Annotated in this window: 17 protein-coding genes; 11 read left to right on the top strand and 6 right to left on the bottom strand. The window is 63.0% G+C overall.

Annotation, left to right across the window (positions count from 1 at the left end):
- Positions 1-64: 64 nt before the first annotated feature.
- Entirely contained in the window at positions 65-1,312 is a 1,248-nt protein-coding gene (locus ACM61V_RS18015) for a magnesium transporter MgtE N-terminal domain-containing protein (RefSeq protein ID WP_419714335.1), read from the top strand.
- 38 nt (positions 1,313-1,350) lie between these two features.
- On the opposite strand, the gene ACM61V_RS18020 is transcribed toward ACM61V_RS18015, so the two are convergent.
- Positions 1,351-2,250, bottom strand: coding sequence for a lipid kinase (locus ACM61V_RS18020; protein WP_419714336.1), 900 nt, complete (start codon positions 2,248-2,250; stop codon positions 1,351-1,353).
- Between the two features lie 24 nt (positions 2,251-2,274).
- A complete protein-coding gene (locus tag ACM61V_RS18025; RefSeq protein ID WP_419714337.1) occupies positions 2,275-2,658 on the bottom strand; it encodes a hypothetical protein in 384 nt (127 codons plus the stop codon).
- A 707-nt stretch (positions 2,659-3,365) separates the two neighbouring features.
- On the opposite strand from ACM61V_RS18025, the gene ACM61V_RS18030 reads away from it, so the two are divergent.
- Together ACM61V_RS18030 and ACM61V_RS18035 are read left to right on the top strand one after the other, a co-directional pair.
- Positions 3,366-3,698 carry a hypothetical protein gene (locus tag ACM61V_RS18030; protein WP_419714338.1) on the top strand — a complete coding sequence of 111 codons (333 nt, stop codon included), beginning with the start codon at positions 3,366-3,368 and terminating at the stop codon, positions 3,696-3,698.
- A 68-nt stretch (positions 3,699-3,766) separates the two neighbouring features.
- Positions 3,767-4,144, top strand: a complete 378-nt coding sequence (locus ACM61V_RS18035) for a zf-TFIIB domain-containing protein (RefSeq protein ID WP_419714339.1) — start codon at positions 3,767-3,769, stop codon at positions 4,142-4,144.
- Between the two features lie 40 nt (positions 4,145-4,184).
- Here the strand turns inward: ACM61V_RS18035 and fliE are convergent, their stop codons facing one another.
- The 4 genes from fliE to ACM61V_RS18055 form a co-directional block, all read right to left on the bottom strand.
- Entirely contained in the window at positions 4,185-4,544 is a 360-nt protein-coding gene (gene fliE, locus ACM61V_RS18040) for a flagellar hook-basal body complex protein FliE (protein WP_419714340.1), read from the bottom strand.
- A gap of 120 nt (positions 4,545-4,664) precedes the next feature.
- Positions 4,665-5,957, bottom strand: coding sequence for a sodium:proton exchanger (locus ACM61V_RS18045; protein ID WP_419714341.1), 1,293 nt, complete (start codon positions 5,955-5,957; stop codon positions 4,665-4,667).
- 167 nt (positions 5,958-6,124) lie between these two features.
- Entirely contained in the window at positions 6,125-6,439 is a 315-nt protein-coding gene (locus tag ACM61V_RS18050; RefSeq protein WP_419714342.1) for a hypothetical protein, read from the bottom strand.
- Positions 6,440-6,929: 490 nt separating this feature from the next.
- Complete coding sequence (locus ACM61V_RS18055; protein ID WP_419714575.1) at positions 6,930-7,178, bottom strand: aspartyl protease family protein; 249 nt, start codon at positions 7,176-7,178, stop codon at positions 6,930-6,932.
- Between the two features lie 535 nt (positions 7,179-7,713).
- Between ACM61V_RS18055 and ACM61V_RS18060 the strand changes: the two genes are divergently transcribed.
- From ACM61V_RS18060 to ACM61V_RS18095, 8 genes are all read left to right on the top strand, one after another.
- Positions 7,714-7,983 (top strand): DUF6118 family protein, encoded by a 270-nt coding sequence (locus ACM61V_RS18060; RefSeq protein ID WP_419714343.1) that lies wholly within the window; start codon positions 7,714-7,716, stop codon positions 7,981-7,983.
- Between the two features lie 540 nt (positions 7,984-8,523).
- Positions 8,524-9,873 (top strand): TolC family protein, encoded by a 1,350-nt coding sequence (locus tag ACM61V_RS18065; RefSeq protein WP_419714344.1) that lies wholly within the window; start codon positions 8,524-8,526, stop codon positions 9,871-9,873.
- Positions 9,870-11,048, top strand: a complete 1,179-nt coding sequence (locus ACM61V_RS18070; RefSeq protein WP_419714345.1) for an efflux RND transporter periplasmic adaptor subunit — start codon at positions 9,870-9,872, stop codon at positions 11,046-11,048. The genes ACM61V_RS18065 and ACM61V_RS18070 overlap by 4 nt, the downstream gene beginning before the upstream one ends.
- 3 nt (positions 11,049-11,051) lie before the next feature.
- Positions 11,052-14,306 carry an efflux RND transporter permease subunit gene (locus ACM61V_RS18075; protein ID WP_419714346.1) on the top strand — a complete coding sequence of 1,085 codons (3,255 nt, stop codon included), beginning with the start codon at positions 11,052-11,054 and terminating at the stop codon, positions 14,304-14,306.
- Positions 14,306-14,650: a DUF190 domain-containing protein gene (locus ACM61V_RS18080; RefSeq protein ID WP_419714347.1), complete on the top strand. Its 345-nt coding sequence runs from the start codon at positions 14,306-14,308 to the stop codon at positions 14,648-14,650. The genes ACM61V_RS18075 and ACM61V_RS18080 overlap by 1 nt, the downstream gene beginning before the upstream one ends.
- A gap of 150 nt (positions 14,651-14,800) precedes the next feature.
- Entirely contained in the window at positions 14,801-15,301 is a 501-nt protein-coding gene (locus tag ACM61V_RS18085) for an SRPBCC family protein (protein ID WP_419714348.1), read from the top strand.
- A gap of 96 nt (positions 15,302-15,397) precedes the next feature.
- Complete coding sequence (locus ACM61V_RS18090) at positions 15,398-15,658, top strand: zf-TFIIB domain-containing protein (protein ID WP_419714349.1); 261 nt, start codon at positions 15,398-15,400, stop codon at positions 15,656-15,658.
- A 150-nt stretch (positions 15,659-15,808) separates the two neighbouring features.
- Positions 15,809-16,165: a hypothetical protein gene (locus tag ACM61V_RS18095; protein ID WP_419714350.1), complete on the top strand. Its 357-nt coding sequence runs from the start codon at positions 15,809-15,811 to the stop codon at positions 16,163-16,165.
- The last annotated feature ends 39 nt before the right edge of the window (positions 16,166-16,204 follow it).

Genomic DNA, 16,204 nt, shown 5'->3' on the forward strand with positions numbered 1-16,204 from the left:
TGATCCGGTTACCATCAACAAGGCGGCCGTTTCGATGGCAGAGCCGCAATGAGGAACCTCATAGGTGAGTGACAGTCCAGCACATCCAGCAACCGATGAAGCTCTTTCTTTATCGTCCTTGCTCAAGCACGCCGTAATCGATGGCGCGGGGCGGATGCTAGGCAAGCTCTCGGATGTGGTCACTCGGCTTCGCGATAATGATTACCCCCTTCTATCGGGACTTGTGATCGGCATAGGCAATGCCGGACACTTCGTGCCGATGAGCGACGTGAGCAGCATCGACCCCAAGGCGATCCGTCTGCGTACCGCAAGAGTGGATTTGCGGCCCTTCGAGCGTCGCGATGGCGAGTTGCTGCTGAAGGAGAATGTTCTCGGCAATCGCCTCATCGATGTTGCTCGGAGCGCCCTAGTCAAAGCCTATGACGTCAGGCTGGCATCGTCGGGGGAGGGTTGGCTTGTGACCGGCCTGGACGTCCACAAAAGCGGTTGGTTTCATTTGGGGCGCCATGAGGAACATCCCGCACGAGACTGGCACTCGTTCCTGCTGTTGATGGGCGATCAGCGTGAATCGAGCGCGCGTTCGGCCTCCAGCCGCGTGACCAGGCTCAAGCCTGCCCAAATCGCGGATATCATCGAGAGCGCGTCGTCACGGGAAGAGGAAGCCCTGCTGGCGCATGTGCATGAGGACCCGGAACTGGAAGCCGATGTTTTCGAGGAGCTGGACGACAATAAGCAGGCCAAATTACTTCACGCACGAAGCGATGAGGAGGTTGCGGAGCTTCTCTCCCGTATGCGGGCCGACGACGCCGCGGATGCCATCATGGACCTTGTGCAAGAGCGGCGGCAAGGGGTGCTCGACTTATTGGTAGACGCTCAGAGAACCAAGGTTCTTACCCTCCTCGGATATCACGAGGCCACGGCCGGCGGACTTATGGGACCTGACTTTCTGACGCTGGCAGAGGACAAGACGATCGGCGACGCCCTTCAAGCTGTTCGATCGGCAACAACGCATCAGCCCGAAGTGCTGACGACGATCTACACGCTGCGTAGCGATGGCACCTTGGGAGGTTCGCTTAGTTTGGTCCGCGCCTTACAGTCCGCCCCCGAAACGCCGCTCCGCGAAGCGGCCGACTCGCATCTTGTGGTCGCTTCGCCGGGAGACGATATCATCGCGGTGACGACTCGTATGGCGGATTTCAACTTACTCTGCCTGCCGGTGGTCGATGCCAGCAACAAGATGCTGGGGATCGTCACGGTCGATGATGCGCTTGAAGCCGCGATCCCGCGGGATTGGAGACGGCGCCGGTCTTAATCGCATAGCCGATCCACCATCATCGACTGTCATGCGCCCTATGGAGCGAAAACATCCACGGCTTGGGGCCGGACGCGGAAATGAGCCGGCGTTTGAGTGACGAGCTCACCGTCCGCATTCACGGCACGCGGGCGGCGGGTATGGATGACGAACTCGGGTTGTTTGGCGGTTCGGACCTCCTTCCATGCACCGTGCTGCCCGCGGCGAAAAGCGCGCAGTTTCAGGAGCAGACCCCAGACACGTCGGCTTTCGAGGCTGTAAAGGTCGAGCTGCCCGTCATCGATCGTTGCATCTTCATGAATGATCGAACCCCCGCCATAGTGGCGACCGTTTCCGACAGCGACCTGCATCGTTTTCACGCGAACATCGCCGGCTCTCCCAATGATATGTGCGTGAAAACGTCGGCCGGCGACCAGCACCTTAGCCGCAGCGAGCGAATAGCCCAGCTTGCCCCAGCGTCGCTTGAGTTCCGGGCTGAGGCACGCCGCAAGATCAGCGCTCAGGCCGATGCTCGCGACGTTGAAGAACAAATGCCCGTTCACCTCTCCCACGTCGATCCGGCGCGTCTTGCCAGCGACGATCAGACGCGCGGCGGCTTCGAGGTCGTCCGGAATCCCAAGGGTTCGGGCGAGATCATTCGCCGTTCCGAGCGGCATGATGCCCAACGGCAGCCCCGCCTTGATGATCCCCGCCGCCGCGTTGCTGAGGGTGCCGTCACCTCCCGCCACGACGATGCGATCGACGTCCGACGCGTGCCACGCAATTTGCGCCGATACCAAGCGCGGATCGCGGCATTCAACCAGCCTAACCTCGATGCCCGCTGCCTTCAGCGCCTTCGCGGCGTCGATCGCGCGACCGCCGCTCCGGGCGGACGGATTGTGCAGAAGCAGCGCGCGATGCGGACGGGGCTGCGATCTTCTGTCGCCAGGCGGACTCACGCGATTTCCTCGACGCAGCGATATTCAACGTCCGCCGCGATGACCGGAGCTATGGATTTGCGCGTCATGGCCGTAATCTCGGTGGGCGTCGGATGGGTCCAGGCTGATTGGAGAGTCCCGATGCGGTTCGTCCGCACGATAGCTCGGTCGATCGTTCGGCCCTGAATAGGATGAGTTGGGATAGCTCGGAGGAGCGTAGGCCGGCGCTCGGTAGGGCGGCGGCGGGACATAGCTGTAGCCGCCGTAGGCTCCGCCCGAATAAGCATGCCCGCCGTCCCAGCTGACCCCGCCATGCATGCCGCTCCAGCTGACGCCGGCGCCGTGGTGTTCGTCACGCGCGAGCACGGGTGATGCCGCCAGCATGACGACCATCATCCCCGCCAGTGCCGGTATGTGCTTCCTGTTCACGAAATCCTCCGCTCGGCCCGCGTCGAGTTCAACGCAACAAGAGCGCATCATATGGGAATCGGTGGCGAAAGAGGCCAAGTATTTCTCATGGCGACGAAAATGGGATGTTGCTGCAGCCATCGTTACCTTGGCACCGCCCCATCCTTGGTTTGCCAAACTGATTAAGTCGTTCGGGACCTAATTCGGCGACGGGAAAGCGTGATGTCGTTTCGGGCCTTGAAGCTTGCCGGCCTGAGCGCCGTTCCGGCCGCATTGTTGGGCGGGTGCGCGACCACTACCTACCCGCCACGATATGCATATTACCGCGTGCCCTGCAATACGCCTGGCGCGGTAGTGGCCGAACCCGTCGATTCCCAGGCCGCCGCCCCAGCGCGGCGAACGTCCCGCCGACGTGCGTGGCGGCCATCTCCGACGCGTCGTATTGCCGTGGGTACAATTCCTATCATCCGGGCGGCTATTACGGCTAGCCCTATTACGGATCAATCGGCGTAGGGATCGGCCTGCGGTCAATTCACCATCATGACTTCGGTGGCGGACACTTTGGGGGAGCGGCCATGGCGGAGGCCATGGAAGGAACCATTGATGCTTGTGTCGCATCGGCGGGATGAACAGGTGCTGCCGGCTCTATTCCCGCTGCATTCATCGCGGGGAGCCTAGTTCCTGTCTTAAGGCGTGACGATCCGTCATCCCTGCCGAGGAGAAGACCCATGAAACGTTTTCTGATCGTTGCCGCCGCCGCGCTTGCTGCGGCTGTTCCCGGCGTGGCGATGGCCCAGGACGGGCACGGCTATGGCGGTTACTCCCAGGGCCAGACGTATCGCGGCAATTCGGGCTATGGCGGCTATGGGGCCTATGGCGGTTATCAGGATCGAGGCGGCTACGGTTATAACGACTCGTATCGCGGTGCCGACTATCGTAACTACGACCGGCGAGACTATCGATACAACGACCGCCGCGCCCGCGAAGAGTGGCGCGAACGCCGGCATGAGCGGCGCGAGCGCTTCGATCGGCGCGGTGGCTACGGTTATTATGGCTACTGATCCCGCAGCCAAGCGTTGAACATCCGTCGCTGGTCGGCGATTGCTGAACTTTGTACGAGGACATGATCATGGCAGACGTGATACCTGCGGCCGCTCCAACGCCGCAACGCGCGCAGGGCCTGCTCTGCCCGGTATGTCGGGTGGACCTCATCCTCGCCGACCGGCAGGGGATCGAGATCGACTATTGCCCGCAATGCCGGGGCATCTGGCTCGACCGCGGCGAACTCGACAAGATCATCGAGCGCAACGCCGCCTACGAGGCGTCTGTCCCCCCGACGCAAGCAGGACCAAACTACCCGGCCCAAGGCCCGGGTCCCGCGCCGGGATATGCCCAGCCCGCACCGTGGGGATATGGCGAGGGTCACCATGGCGAAGGCCATCATGGGGGTGGTCACCACGGAGGATATCAGCGTGGCGGGTTTCTTGGCGGCCTGTTCCGGCACTGATCGCCCTAGCTGCCCTGTTCGACACCTCACCGCGCTAAGTTCATAGGGCCATGTTCATGATGTCCTTGTAAGCCGACAACACCTTGTTGCGAACCTGCAGCGTGGCTTCGAAGCTGACGGACGCGCGCTGCTGGATGAGCGCGACCGTGGCGATATCGGTGGTTTCGCCGCGCTCGTAGGACTCCGTGGCGACATCCTCCTGCTCCTGAAGGCTATTCACCTTCTGGATTGCCTGGGTCAGTGTGGACGCGAAACTCGTCCTTGACGTGCCTGCCTCTTCGACGCCTCGAGCCGCGCTGGTGGTAGGCGCGACGTTCGCGGTTTCGCGCAGCGCGGCGTTTCGTTGGAGAATGGCGCTTCGTAGCGCCAGCACTTCAGCCGCTCTCACCTCCATGATCATACCTTTCATCAGCGCAGCTATCCTCGCCACGTCACGTTACGAAAGCGTTAAGCATATTGTCGGCTTTCACGGTTGGCCGGATTCAGGCGCGCCTCGCTGAACGTATGGAAGATGCGACACTCACGCAGGCTCATTGGACACTGGTGCTTCACGGCCTGAGTGAACCGCAGGGTGACTGGCGAACAGACCGACCGCGAACAGATGTGCAAGCGAGCGCGCATTGGCCATCAAAACGGCGGCGGCTAGCGCGAGATAGGCCCAGGACAGCCATGTCAGGCTGGCGATCGTCCGGCCTTCATCGCCAAGAAAGGCGAGCGTCAGGCCCACCTGCAGCGCGAACAGCGCCGCAAGCGCTAGTCCGGCCCAGAGGGAAAGCCGCAACTGCAGCAACAAGGCGATGCCGAACAGCGACTGTGCGGCGGTGAGGAAGAATTCCTCATGCTGTCGCGCATCGAGCGGCAGCGCGGTCAATCCGCCCGCGCCCAGGCTCATCGCCAGCGGCAGCATACCGACGAGCAGCGTCCACTGGTTGATCTTGTCGGAGATCATCGTCGCGAGTCCGTTGGCGGCGCGGCCCGACAGGACGAACAACACCGCGATCGTCACCGCCGGCGCCTCGCTGGCGAGCGGCGCGAGCCATTGGATCAGCAAGAATTCGTCGATCCCGATCAACCGGCCTGAGGCGACCATCGATTCCGCGAACGGCTCGGCCGACGCGAGGATGACGATCGCAGCGACGATCGTCAGCCCACCCATCGCCAGCCACTGGCGCGTCGGCGACAGCGTGCCGAGCGCGGCGGCGGGTCCCGGCTCGTCATCCTCCTCCTCTTCCGCTTTTGGAAGGTAGCTCACTCTCCAGACATAGGCAGCGAAGATGGCAACCAGCGCCACGCTGTCGATCCAGCCGATCGCGTTGCGAAAAAGAATGGTGAACGACCAAGCCGTGCCGATCAGAAGAAACACGATCTCGGCAGCATTAATTGGGGCTAAATCGATTCGCCGTTCGCGCGTGCGGAGCCAGTGGATGACGACCATCAGAGGCCAGGCCAGTCCAACGAGCAGGCGGTTGGCGCCGGTCATGTTGGCGGCAGCATAGTGGACATAGTTCGAACCGGGATTTTGCCCTGCGGCATAGGCGTAGTAGAAGTCAACGGCATATTCGGGGAGCACCGTGACCAGCGCGATGGCAGCGACGATCAATCCTTGGCTCACCCGTTTCTCGGCGGTTTCAGCGCCCCACGATAACATGAACCCGGCCGCCAGAATCGCGATGCCGAACAGCGCCGCATCAAGCAGCGGGTCGGGACGCCAGCCGCCCACGCGGAGCACGATAGCGGGAACGGTCGCCGCGATGGCGACTCCGAGATAGGCCCCGAAACGGCCCCGTGCCGCTGGCTTGATGGCGGCTGGCATTTCTACCTCCTAAACTGAGAAAATGCACACGCGCCTTACACTACTAATAGCCTTCGTGTTCCAACTTATAATCTCTAGCCATGCGCGGCGATAAATGCAGCTGAACTAGATCGTGGCCAGCATGTCGGCAATTACCCGCGCGTCGCGAACACGGTTAGCCCTGCGGGCTAGAAATATTCAGCGAGCGTAAGCTCGCGGGTCGTTCCGGCATCCATTCCGAGCTTTAATCGGGTGCCCGCGGGACCAAACCTGAATCGCCAAAGCGCCCCGTAAGTATAGTCCGCATCAGTGGGATGCCCGTTCATCGTGACGATCCGGTCGCCAGCCGCCCCGCCGCCCTTTTCCGCAGGGCTGTTCGCTGCCACATGGACAACGGTGAGCGAGGTCGGAGAAGCTGCGAATCCGAGGCCGCTGGGATCCTTCAGCATCGGCAGGCGGTGACGTGGATCGAGCGAGCGGAGCCATACGAATCCGGCCGTCACATCAAAAGCCACATCGAATTTAGCGATAAGCGGTAGCCCCATATTGCCGACCGTGCTTGTTCCAAGCCAGTTCCTCATTACCAGCGTGGGATTGTTCGATGTGCCGAGCCCTTCGATGTTGATGTTCGGGATCGTGAAAACGTCATTGTTCTAAACGCCATCGATTCCACCTAGCGCTGCGGTTGAGACGGGCTTCCCGTTCAGCAGCCTTGATCGCGGGCATAGGTGGACGAAAGCATCAGCGCGGTTGAGCTGCCTAGGTCGAGCATGAGAGGCACGGGAGCTTGGCTCGCAACGAATTCTCGAATGAAAAGCTCTTGCTTGGACCCGCGCCCGAGCGCGATGGATTTGCGGAGTCGGCCAGAAACGCCCCACACCTGATGACTGCGAGCCGCATTCTCAAAATCGAGCGATGTAGCTCCCCGTAAACATATCTGCGCGGAGGAGAATGTCGATTAGGCGGCCGAACGTTGCCGAAACAGCACCGAGATTAGCCACCACGGCAAACGGCAATCGTCGAGTTTCGCGGGCTAGTCACTTCAATATCGTGAACAAGTTGCACTGGAGCCTTGGCGCTCAGGCCGCTAATCATGCGCCGCTCGCCATTGTTCAGGCTGAGCTTCTCCACGAGCGCGGGGCTGATCATCGTAGCACCGCTGCCACTATCAAGCACCGCCCGAACCGGCAATCCTGCGACTTGCGCCGAGACCAGGAGCGTGACCTCCGTCCCGATTTCCAACGTTATGGGCGCGCTGCGGCCGACATAGGCCGGATGCGGGAGAAGGGATTGCCGATGCTGGCGCGCCAGGAGCAGGCGCCGGCGAAGGCCGGCGACGCGCTCGACCAGGTGCGGCCGCTTGGGAGCCGCGACCTTGCCAGCGCGATCGAGCGTGACCCCCGGCTCGCGCGCGACGAGGCCGAGGGGAACACAGTCGGCGCGGCGAAGGCGATGGAGACGGAGCGCCAGGTTTGCATCGACCCGGAGAAGCGCGCCGGACGGTTCATGGAGCAATGGCAGGGCATGAAGGAGGCGCGGGCCAACATGGAGCGCGCCGGCGATCGTGCGGGCGCGGAGAAGCTGGGCAAGCGCTTGGAGAGTATCGCGGACGGATTGCACCGCGAGGCGCGGCGGAACAATCAGCAGATCATCGCCGACGCCCGCGCCGGACTGGACCAGGCTACGCGGCAGATCGCCGGCATGGTGGCGTCGGCCCGGCACGACGACGAGCAGAACCGATGGCTTGAGGGAATCTGCGCTGGAGTTGATCGTTGGCATGACGTTGTGGGCAGCGCTCGCCGTGCCCATCGCGCGCGTCACGCCCGAGAGTTGGCATTGGCCCGAGCGGATGGCCGCACGGACGCCCGATCGGCCGATGTGGGATGCCGGGCAGCGGTTGATGAGCGTTGCCGCGCCGGAGAGCTGGCGGGCGATCGTCGCCGGCGACAGGATCGTGATCGCGAACCGGGACACGATCGACGGGCGCAGGAAAGCGGCGGCGAAAGCGCGCGACGCAGTGCGTTGCACGATTAGGGTTAGGCCATGATGACTGCCGCTTTTATGTCCGAGCCGAGCGCGCGGGGGTAAGCTGTGGTCGTTTGAGTCGACAGGTGTTTGGATGCGATGCACAAGACTATCTTAATGTCGGTATTGCTGCTACGAGATGGTTTGTGCGACGCATTTTGAACATCCTTGCTTGCCTAACGCTGGTTTTCTCTTTGGAGACGACGGCGATGGCGCATGCACTGGAGCTCCCGGATGCAAGCGTGAGCACGCACATGACGAGCGGTGAGGTAATTGCCGAAGGACACACACCCGGCGACGCTGACCAGGTGCCCGCGGATGGCGACAAAGGCTATCCTCACCATCATGGCGGTTGCCACGGCGATCACATCGCTGCGCCGGTGAAGGTCGCAAGCACTGCCCTCACGCCAGACTTTCGTCTCGCCCCTGTCTTTTCGGACCGGTTGATTCGGCCAATGTCGACGGCCGACCCTGCGTTGAGGCCTCCGAAAGCCTGACGACCCGCTGACCCCGCCGGCTGCTGCCGCGCGGGGCTAATCAGGTTCGTCAGGAGACATCATCGATGCATCGTACAATCGCGACCATCATGGTCGCGGCGTCCCTCGCCAATGCGGCCGGGGCGCAGACATCACCGCCGCCCGGTATCCCGGCGGCGACCACGTCGTCGCAAGCGGCTGAGGCGTTCTCGCTCGAGAATGCTCTTGCTGCTGGCGGAATACCATCCACGCCATCACCGGCTATGGCCAAAGGCGCTTCAGCCGGGGGTGGCGGACCAGCGCCTCTTCCATCGGTTGCAGCCGCAACCGCTGGCGTCGACGCCGCGACTGCGGCTCGGCGCGTCGCCGGATTGCGCCCCAATCCCGAGTTGCAGGCGCAGGTCGAAAATATCGGCGGCACCGGCGTCTACAAGGGGGTGCGAAGTTCCGAAACGACCGTCGGTGTGGCACTTCCTTTGGAGCTAGGCGGCAAGCGCCCGGCCCGCGTGGCGCTGGCGACCGCGCGCCTCACCAGGGCGCAGGTCCAGGCTGAGATTTCACGGGCCGATCTTCGCCTGCGGATTACACAGCTCTATATCGAGGCCGCTGCGGCCGAGCGCCGCTCTGAAGTGCTGGCCGAGCAGGCAGGAATTGCCAACAATGCGTTCCGCGTGTCGAGCGAGCGCGTAAAAGCCGGCGCGGTCGGTCCTATCGAGCAGCAGCGCGCCGAGGTGCTGCGGATCAATGCGCAGGTCGCGGCCGACAGCGCGACGCGGCAGGCGCAAGCTACGCGGGCCAATCTTGCAACGTTGCTTGCCGTGCCGGTGTCTGGCCCGCTCGATCGGGCGTGGTTCGAGCGGATCGACGGGTACGGACCGCCACGCCCCGTGGACGTCGAAGGGACGTTGACGCTTGCTGCCGCGCAAGCGGACGTTCGCACGGCAGATGCGCAGGTGCGCGTTGCACGATCACTGCGGACGCCGGACCTGACCATCAGCACCTTCGCACGCCGGTTGGAGGCTACGAAAGATACCGCTGCCGTGGTCGGCATCTCGATCCCGCTACCGTTTTTCAACAACGGAAACGCCTTTGTGGCGCAATCGCGCTCCGAGCAGACCCAGGCCATCGCGCTGCGCAATCTCGCCGTGCTCGATATTCGCCAGCAAATCGCCAGTGCACAGACCGAGGTAGCCAATGCCGCTGCCACGGCGCGGGCAGCGGGCGGGCCAGGCCTCGCGGCGGCGCAGGAAGCCGCCCGCATCGCGCGGATCGGCTGGGCGCAGGGCAAGTTCGATCAGATCGCGTTGCTCGATGCCGAGCGCACCTTGTCACAGACCCGCCAGACCTACGTCGATGCCCTTGCGGCCTACCATGACGCACAGGCGCGGCTCGACCGGCTCACGACGCCGGCCCCCCTTTCCGGAGACAATCGATGATCGATCAGGACGATAACCAAAAGCGGCGCTCCCTGACTGGCGTTGCGGCAATTGCCCTTGTGGCGGGGCTAGGCGGTCTCGCGCTTTCGAGTTGCGGTGCCGACAAGCCGACCGAAGCGGCAGCGAGCAACACCACCACTGCTGCTGCACCTGAAAAGAAGGTGCCTGATACCGTGACGATGGCCACCCAGGCGATCGAACAGGCGGGCATTGCTACCGAGACCATTCGACCGGGCGGGCTGGGTTCGGAAATCGTCGCACAAGCGACGGTAAGCGCGTCGCCGCAAGGGGAAGCGATCGTGACCGCGCGCGCCGGCGGTGCCGTCACCCGGCTTTTGAAACGCCTTGGTGATCCTGTCCGTGCTGGCGAGACGCTGGCAATCGTCGAGAGCCGGGACGCCGCGCAGTTCGCAGCCGATCGCACGGTCGCAGCCGCGAAGTACGCGCTTGCGCAGAAGGCGCTCGCGCGTGAGCAATATCTGTATCGCCAGAAAGTGTCGGCGCGGGTCGATCTTGAGCAGGCAGAAGCGGGAGCTACGTCGGCGGCAGCGGAAGCACGCCGGGCGAGCGTGGCGGCGGGTGCCGCCAGGGTGACGGCGGATGGCCGGGGCGTCGCGGTATCGAGTCCCATTTCAGGGCGGGTAACGTCAGAGAATGTCAGCCTGGGCGCGTTCGTGCAGCCCGAAACCGAACTGATGCGCGTTGCCGACCCCTCGAAAATCCAGGTCGAGGCGGCCGTCGGACCAAGCGATGCACAGCGGCTCGCACCCGGCGATCGTGCCATCATCGAGCTGCCCGATGGCCGAACCGTGGACGCGCGGGTGCGTGCCGTCACACCTAGCCTCGCCAACGACACCCGCTCGGCAACTGCTGTCCTCGACGTATCGGGCAGCCTTCAGCCAGGGCTCGCGGTGCGCGTGCGGCTGATGCCGAGCCGCGGTGACATTTCGAGCGGTATCGTGGTGCCGGAAGATGCGGTGCAATCGCTCGAAGGCCGCGACGTCGTGTTCGTCCGCACCGCAAAGGGCTTCCGTGCCCAGACCGTGACGGTTGGTCAGCGTAGTAACGGCCGTGTCGAAATCGTTCGCGGACTGCCTGCCGGCAGCCAGGTCGCGACCAAGAACGCATTCCTGCTCAAGGCCGAACTCGGCAAGGGCGCGGGCGAGGAAGAATAGACCATGATAGCCAACCTTATGGCGCTCTCCGTCCGCGCCCGCTGGACGGTCCTTGCCTTGTTCCTCGTCATCGCCGGGCTCGGCGTGTGGCAGCTCACCAAGCTGCCGATCGACGCCGTGCCCGACATCACCACCAAACAGGTCCAGATCAATACGGTCGACCCGCGGCTTTCGCCGGTCGAGATGGAGAAGCTCGTCACCTATCCCGTAGAGATTGCGCTCGCCGGTATCCCCGGCCTGGAGACGACACGCTCAATCTCGCGTAACGGCTTCAGCCAAGTCAGTGCGATTTTCACCGACAGCACTGATCTATACTTCGCACGTCAACAGGTCGGCGAGCGCCTGCGGCAAGCGACGAAAAGTTTGCCGCAGGGCGTGCAGCCGCAGATCGGACCGGTCTCGACCGGTCTGGGTGAGATCGTCATGTACACGGTCGGTTATGCCAATCCGGACGGCAAGGGCGCGAAGAAAGTCGCAGGCCAACCCGGCTGGCAGCCCGACGGTAGCTATCTGACGCCTGAAGGAGAACGGCTGACCGACGCCGTAACTAAAGCGAGCTACCTGCGTACCGTCCAGGATTGGATAATCGGACCTCAGCTTCGGTCGGTTAAAGGCATTGCCGGCGTCGACTCCATCGGCGGCTATGCGAAGACCTTCGTGGTCGAACCGGACCCCACAAAACTCGCTAGCTTCGGCATCTCATACAGTGAGCTCGGCGAATCCCTAGAGAACGCCAATCTCGCGGTCGGCGCCAATTACTACAACCGTGGTGGCGAAGCCTATCTTGTGCGCGTCGACTCCCGCGTGCGTACCGTCGACGAGATCCGCAACGCTGTCGCTGCGACACGGGGCGGAACGCCAATTACCATCGGCCAGATCGCGAACGTTCGCGTTGGGGGCGATTTGCGGACGGGTGCCGGGAGCATGAACGGCCGGGAAGCTGTCATCGGCACGGTGCTGATGTTGATCGGCCAGAACAGCCGCGTCGTGGCTGAATTGGCAACTGCCAAACTCGACCAAGTAGCAAAGACGCTGCCACCGGGTATCGAGGTGAAGGTGGTGCTAAACCGCGCCGCGTTGGTTGGGGCCACTGTGGCTACCGTCCAGCGCAACTTGACTGAAGGCGCGATCCTGGTCGCTGCGTCGCTTTTCCTGCTGCTTGGCAATTGGCGCGCGGCGGTAATCGCCACGCTGGTCATCCCCTTTTCGTTCCTGATGATGGCGATGGGCATGAACGCGTTCAACGTGCCCGGCAACCTGATGAGCCTGGGGGCGCTCGACTTCGGTCTGATCGTCGATGGTGCCGTCATTATCATCGAAAACTGCCTTGCCCGCCTCGCGCACCGACAGGAACATGAAGGCCGGCTGCTCTCGCTTCGCGAGCGCTTGGAGGAGACGATGCGGGCGGCACAGGAGATGATCAAGCCGACCGTCTTCGGCCAAGCCATCATTTTGCTCGCCTTCGCTCCGCTGCTCACTTTCACCGGTACCGAGGGCAAGACGTTCTCGCCGATGGCGATCACCATCATGCTCGCGCTCGTGGCTGCGTTCGTGCTCGCAATCACGCTGGTGCCGGCGATGGTTGCGATCCTGATCCGTGGCAAGGTCGCGGAAAAGGACGTGTGGCTAATCCGGAAGTCCAAGGACCGCTACCTGCCGTTGCTGGACAAGGCGATCGCACGCCCGTGGCCGTTCATTCTGGGGGGGGTAGCCTTCTTCCTGGCGGCCATTCCAGCGTTCGGCTTGCTAGGCTCGGAGTTTATCCCCCAACTCGACGAGAAGAATCTGGCTTTCGCCTCGACGCGCGTCCCCTCGGTCAGCCTTGATCAATCGCTGGCGATGGAGCGCAAGGTCGAGGACGCCGTCACCAAAGTCCCCGAAGTCGCCTTGATGTTTTCCAAGACAGGCACCGCGGAAGTCGCCAGCGATCCGATGCCGCCCAACGTTTCGGACGGCTTCGTAATTTTGAAAGAGAAGGAGGAGTGGGCGAAAGGCACGACGAAAGCCGACGTGGTCGCCAAGATTCACAAGGCGACTGGGGGCCTGCTAGGCAACCTCTACGAGGTGAGTCAGCCTATCCAGCTTCGCTTCAACGAGCTGATCGCGGGCGTTCGCGGCGACGTCGCGATCAAGCTCTATGGCGACGATCTCGATAAAATGGCGTTGACCGCAAACGAGATGGTCCGGGTGCTCCAGACAATCCCTGGCGCGGCCAGCGTCAAGGCCGAACAGGTCGGTGGCGCGCCCGCCCTTGACGTGCGGCTTGATCGAGCCGCGATCGCGCGTCTCGGACTTACAGTGCGCGACGTTGCGGACACGGTCGCGGCAGGGCTTGGCGGCCGTGAGTCGGGTCTCGTGTACGAGGGCGATCGGCGATTCGACGTCACAGTGCGCGTGCCCGAGGCGACGCGTGCGAACCTTGACGACATTCGTACGCTGCCGGTGCTGCTGCCCGAAGTCGCGGGACGGCCACGTGCCCAAGTGCCGCTCGCGCAAGTCGCTCAAATCCGGCTGACGGAAGGTCTGAATCAGATCAGCCGGGAGAACGGCAAGCGTCGTGTGGTCGTCCAGGTCAATCTCGGCGGCCGTGATGCTGGGTCGTTCGTCCAGGAGGCACAGGCGAAGATTGCACAGGTCAAGTTGCCTGCCGGTTATTACCTCGAATGGGGCGGTCAGTTCGAGAATTTGGCCGCAGCGTCAAAGCGCCTATCGATCGTGGTGCCGCTGTGCTTCTTGGCCATCTTCGGGCTGCTCTACATGGCACTCGGCGGCTTCGGCAGAGCAGCGTCGGTGTTTTTGGCGGTGCCGCTTGGGCTGGCGGGCGGCGTGTTCACGCTGCTGCTGACCGGGATCAACTTTTCGGTGTCGGCGGCGGTCGGGTTCATCTGTCTTGCGGGCGTGGCGGTCCTGAACGGACTCGTGGTGATGTCCGCTATCCGGGAACGCATCGAAGCTCGACTGCCGGTAGCGGAGGCGATCCGCCACGGCATGGCCGAGAAGATGCGGGCGGTCATCATGACCGGGTTCGTCCCCGCGATCGGCTTCGTGCCGATGGCGCTCGCCCACGGCACCGGTGCGGAGGTGCAGAAGCCGCTCGCCGTCACCGTGATCGGCGGTCTCGTCGCCGCCACCATCCTGACACTGCTGGTGCTGCCGGCGATCGCGAAAGTCATCCTCGGGCGGACCGATCGTCAAAATGAGCAAGAGGCGAACACGCCGCATGGCGAGGAACACGCCCCCCTGAAAGGAGAAGCATGATGGGAGAACCGGTCCGGAAACTGCTGCGCATCTATACGGATGAAGCGGCCTATATCGGCGATCGCAAGGTCTTCGAATATGTGGCCTCGCTGGCGCGCGATCGAAAGATGGCAGGCCTGACGGTGCTTGAGGCGCTGATAGGCTTCGGGACTTCCGCGCACGTCCATCGCCGCCATGTGCTTGAAAGCGATCGGGCCGTGGTGATCGAAATCGTCGATTTCGAAGATGCGTTGCGCGCGTTCGTCTCCGATCTGGATGATGTGCCTGACATCGGGCTCATCACCCTCGAAGCGATCGAAGTCATTGGCGGCAAGGCCAACAAGACGCTGGAAGGCCCGGTCTGATGAACCCCGACCCGGTGAATGCGGGGGCTTGTTTCACGCAGACCCCCGGTTTCTCGCCAGCACCCATCAATCCCCGATCAAACCGGGAAGGAGGCCGCCTTGGCGCGGCCTCCGGTTTGGCCGTGTCGTGGCCAGACAGGACAGGCTGCCATGAAGGAAGAAACCACACTCGATTTCAATATGTCGGCGCTGCGCGTCTGGTCGCTGCTCTCCGATTTGAAGGGCTATGCGCGCTGGCACCCGGTCTATCGCATAGCGGGAGAGGCCGAACGCGGCGCGCAAATGGATGTCACTTGGCTGCTGTTCAAAGGCGACCGGAGGATGACAACGCAAATGGTCATCAACAGGCTGGTCAAACCGCAACTGATTGGCTGGCAGATGGGCGTTCGGGGGTTTCTGACCTTCGACGAGCGTTACGAAATCGAACCCATCGCGAACGGTGTTCGCATCCACCATTCGTTCGAGTGCCGGGGCGTCGTCGGTGCCCTGGTCGGCCGATTGATGCGCAAAGGATTGCGACGGACTATGCGGCAGCAAGACGCCGCCTTTCTCGCGCTCCTACGTCGGCAATCCCGTCTTCCGGGGCATTCGATGCGCCAGCGCCGCCGCCACCTCAAGCCACCGCCAGGTCGCGATGCGGCCAATGATTGAGGGCCGCGTTGAACACCCAAGTAAAAGGAGTTTGTCATGGTAGAGGGTCAAGAACACAAAGGGCTGTTATGCCCGACTTGTCGGGTCGATCTCGTGATGAGCGAGCGCCAAGGCATAGAGATTGACTATTGTCCGCAGTGTCGCGGTGTTTGGCTCGATCGCGGAGAACTCGACAAGATCATAGAGCGCAGTGTCGCCGATGACGGGGCGAGGCCGCTGAACGACCGTCTTGGGATATTCGATGACCAACGCGGCAACGGCGATCAGCGGAGCCATGGCGGTCATGGTGAAAAGCACGGCTACGAGCGCGGCGGCCATGGCCGGCGCAAGGGCTTCCTGCGCGAATTGTTCGACTGAATTGCTGTGAATCGGCCGCCGCACAATGAGTCCTTCGGGTGCCCGTGTGAGAACGGCCCGCGCCATGGGCGTGCCCCCTTATATGCCCATGGCGAACGATCAAGGAAGGCCCGGCGAGCGAAAAGGGGGCCGGCGCGATATATCATCATCGTGGCCGGCCTTGCCCTTGCGCCGGGCCTGCTCGGCTGCTCGCCGTCGCCCAGCGACGGCGAAACCGACGTGTCCGGCGATCGCCGATTGCCGAATTTCATCGGGGAGCACTTCTACGTCTGTCCCGATGGTTCGCGGCTCGATGTCGATTTTCTGCGTGATGGCCTGACGCTAGACATCAAGTCAGGCTCGAACGCCGTCCCGGTGCGAGTGACCTCGCCAGCAAGCGGGCAAACTTATGTCGGCCACAACCTCAACGTGACGATCTCGGGCGGGGACCAGATCACGCTCCTGCGGCCTGGCGCGCCGCCGCTTGCCTGCAAACGAACGCAAGGGCGTTCGGACGGAGTGAACTGAGTGATGCTCGCGCCCCTCTTCTGCGGAGCCGCGGCCGCC

Origin of the sequence: Sphingomonas sp. TX0543, from assembly GCF_048565505.1 — a bacterium.
Lineage (GTDB): Bacteria > Pseudomonadota > Alphaproteobacteria > Sphingomonadales > Sphingomonadaceae > Sphingomonas.

What these genes read in the sequence shown, in the direction of transcription:
- ACM61V_RS18035 (WP_419714339.1), top strand. Translation starts at nt 3,767, where the DNA reads ATGGCAGACGTGATACCTGCGGCCGCTCCAACGCCGCAACGCGCGCAG.
- ACM61V_RS18080 (WP_419714347.1), top strand. Translation starts at nt 14,306, where the DNA reads ATGGGAGAACCGGTCCGGAAACTGCTGCGCATCTATACGGATGAAGCG.
- ACM61V_RS18090 (WP_419714349.1), top strand. Translation starts at nt 15,398, where the DNA reads ATGAGCGAGCGCCAAGGCATAGAGATTGACTATTGTCCGCAGTGTCGC.
- ACM61V_RS18075 (WP_419714346.1), top strand. Translation starts at nt 11,052, where the DNA reads ATGATAGCCAACCTTATGGCGCTCTCCGTCCGCGCCCGCTGGACGGTC.
- ACM61V_RS18065 (WP_419714344.1), top strand. Translation starts at nt 8,524, where the DNA reads ATGCATCGTACAATCGCGACCATCATGGTCGCGGCGTCCCTCGCCAAT.
- ACM61V_RS18085 (WP_419714348.1), top strand. Translation starts at nt 14,801, where the DNA reads ATGAAGGAAGAAACCACACTCGATTTCAATATGTCGGCGCTGCGCGTC.
- fliE (WP_419714340.1), bottom strand. Translation starts at nt 4,544, where the DNA reads ATGATCATGGAGGTGAGAGCGGCTGAAGTGCTGGCGCTACGAAGCGCC.
- ACM61V_RS18060 (WP_419714343.1), top strand. Translation starts at nt 7,714, where the DNA reads ATGACGTTGTGGGCAGCGCTCGCCGTGCCCATCGCGCGCGTCACGCCC.
- ACM61V_RS18045 (WP_419714341.1), bottom strand. Translation starts at nt 5,957, where the DNA reads ATGCCAGCCGCCATCAAGCCAGCGGCACGGGGCCGTTTCGGGGCCTAT.
- ACM61V_RS18030 (WP_419714338.1), top strand. Translation starts at nt 3,366, where the DNA reads ATGAAACGTTTTCTGATCGTTGCCGCCGCCGCGCTTGCTGCGGCTGTT.
- ACM61V_RS18070 (WP_419714345.1), top strand. Translation starts at nt 9,870, where the DNA reads ATGATCGATCAGGACGATAACCAAAAGCGGCGCTCCCTGACTGGCGTT.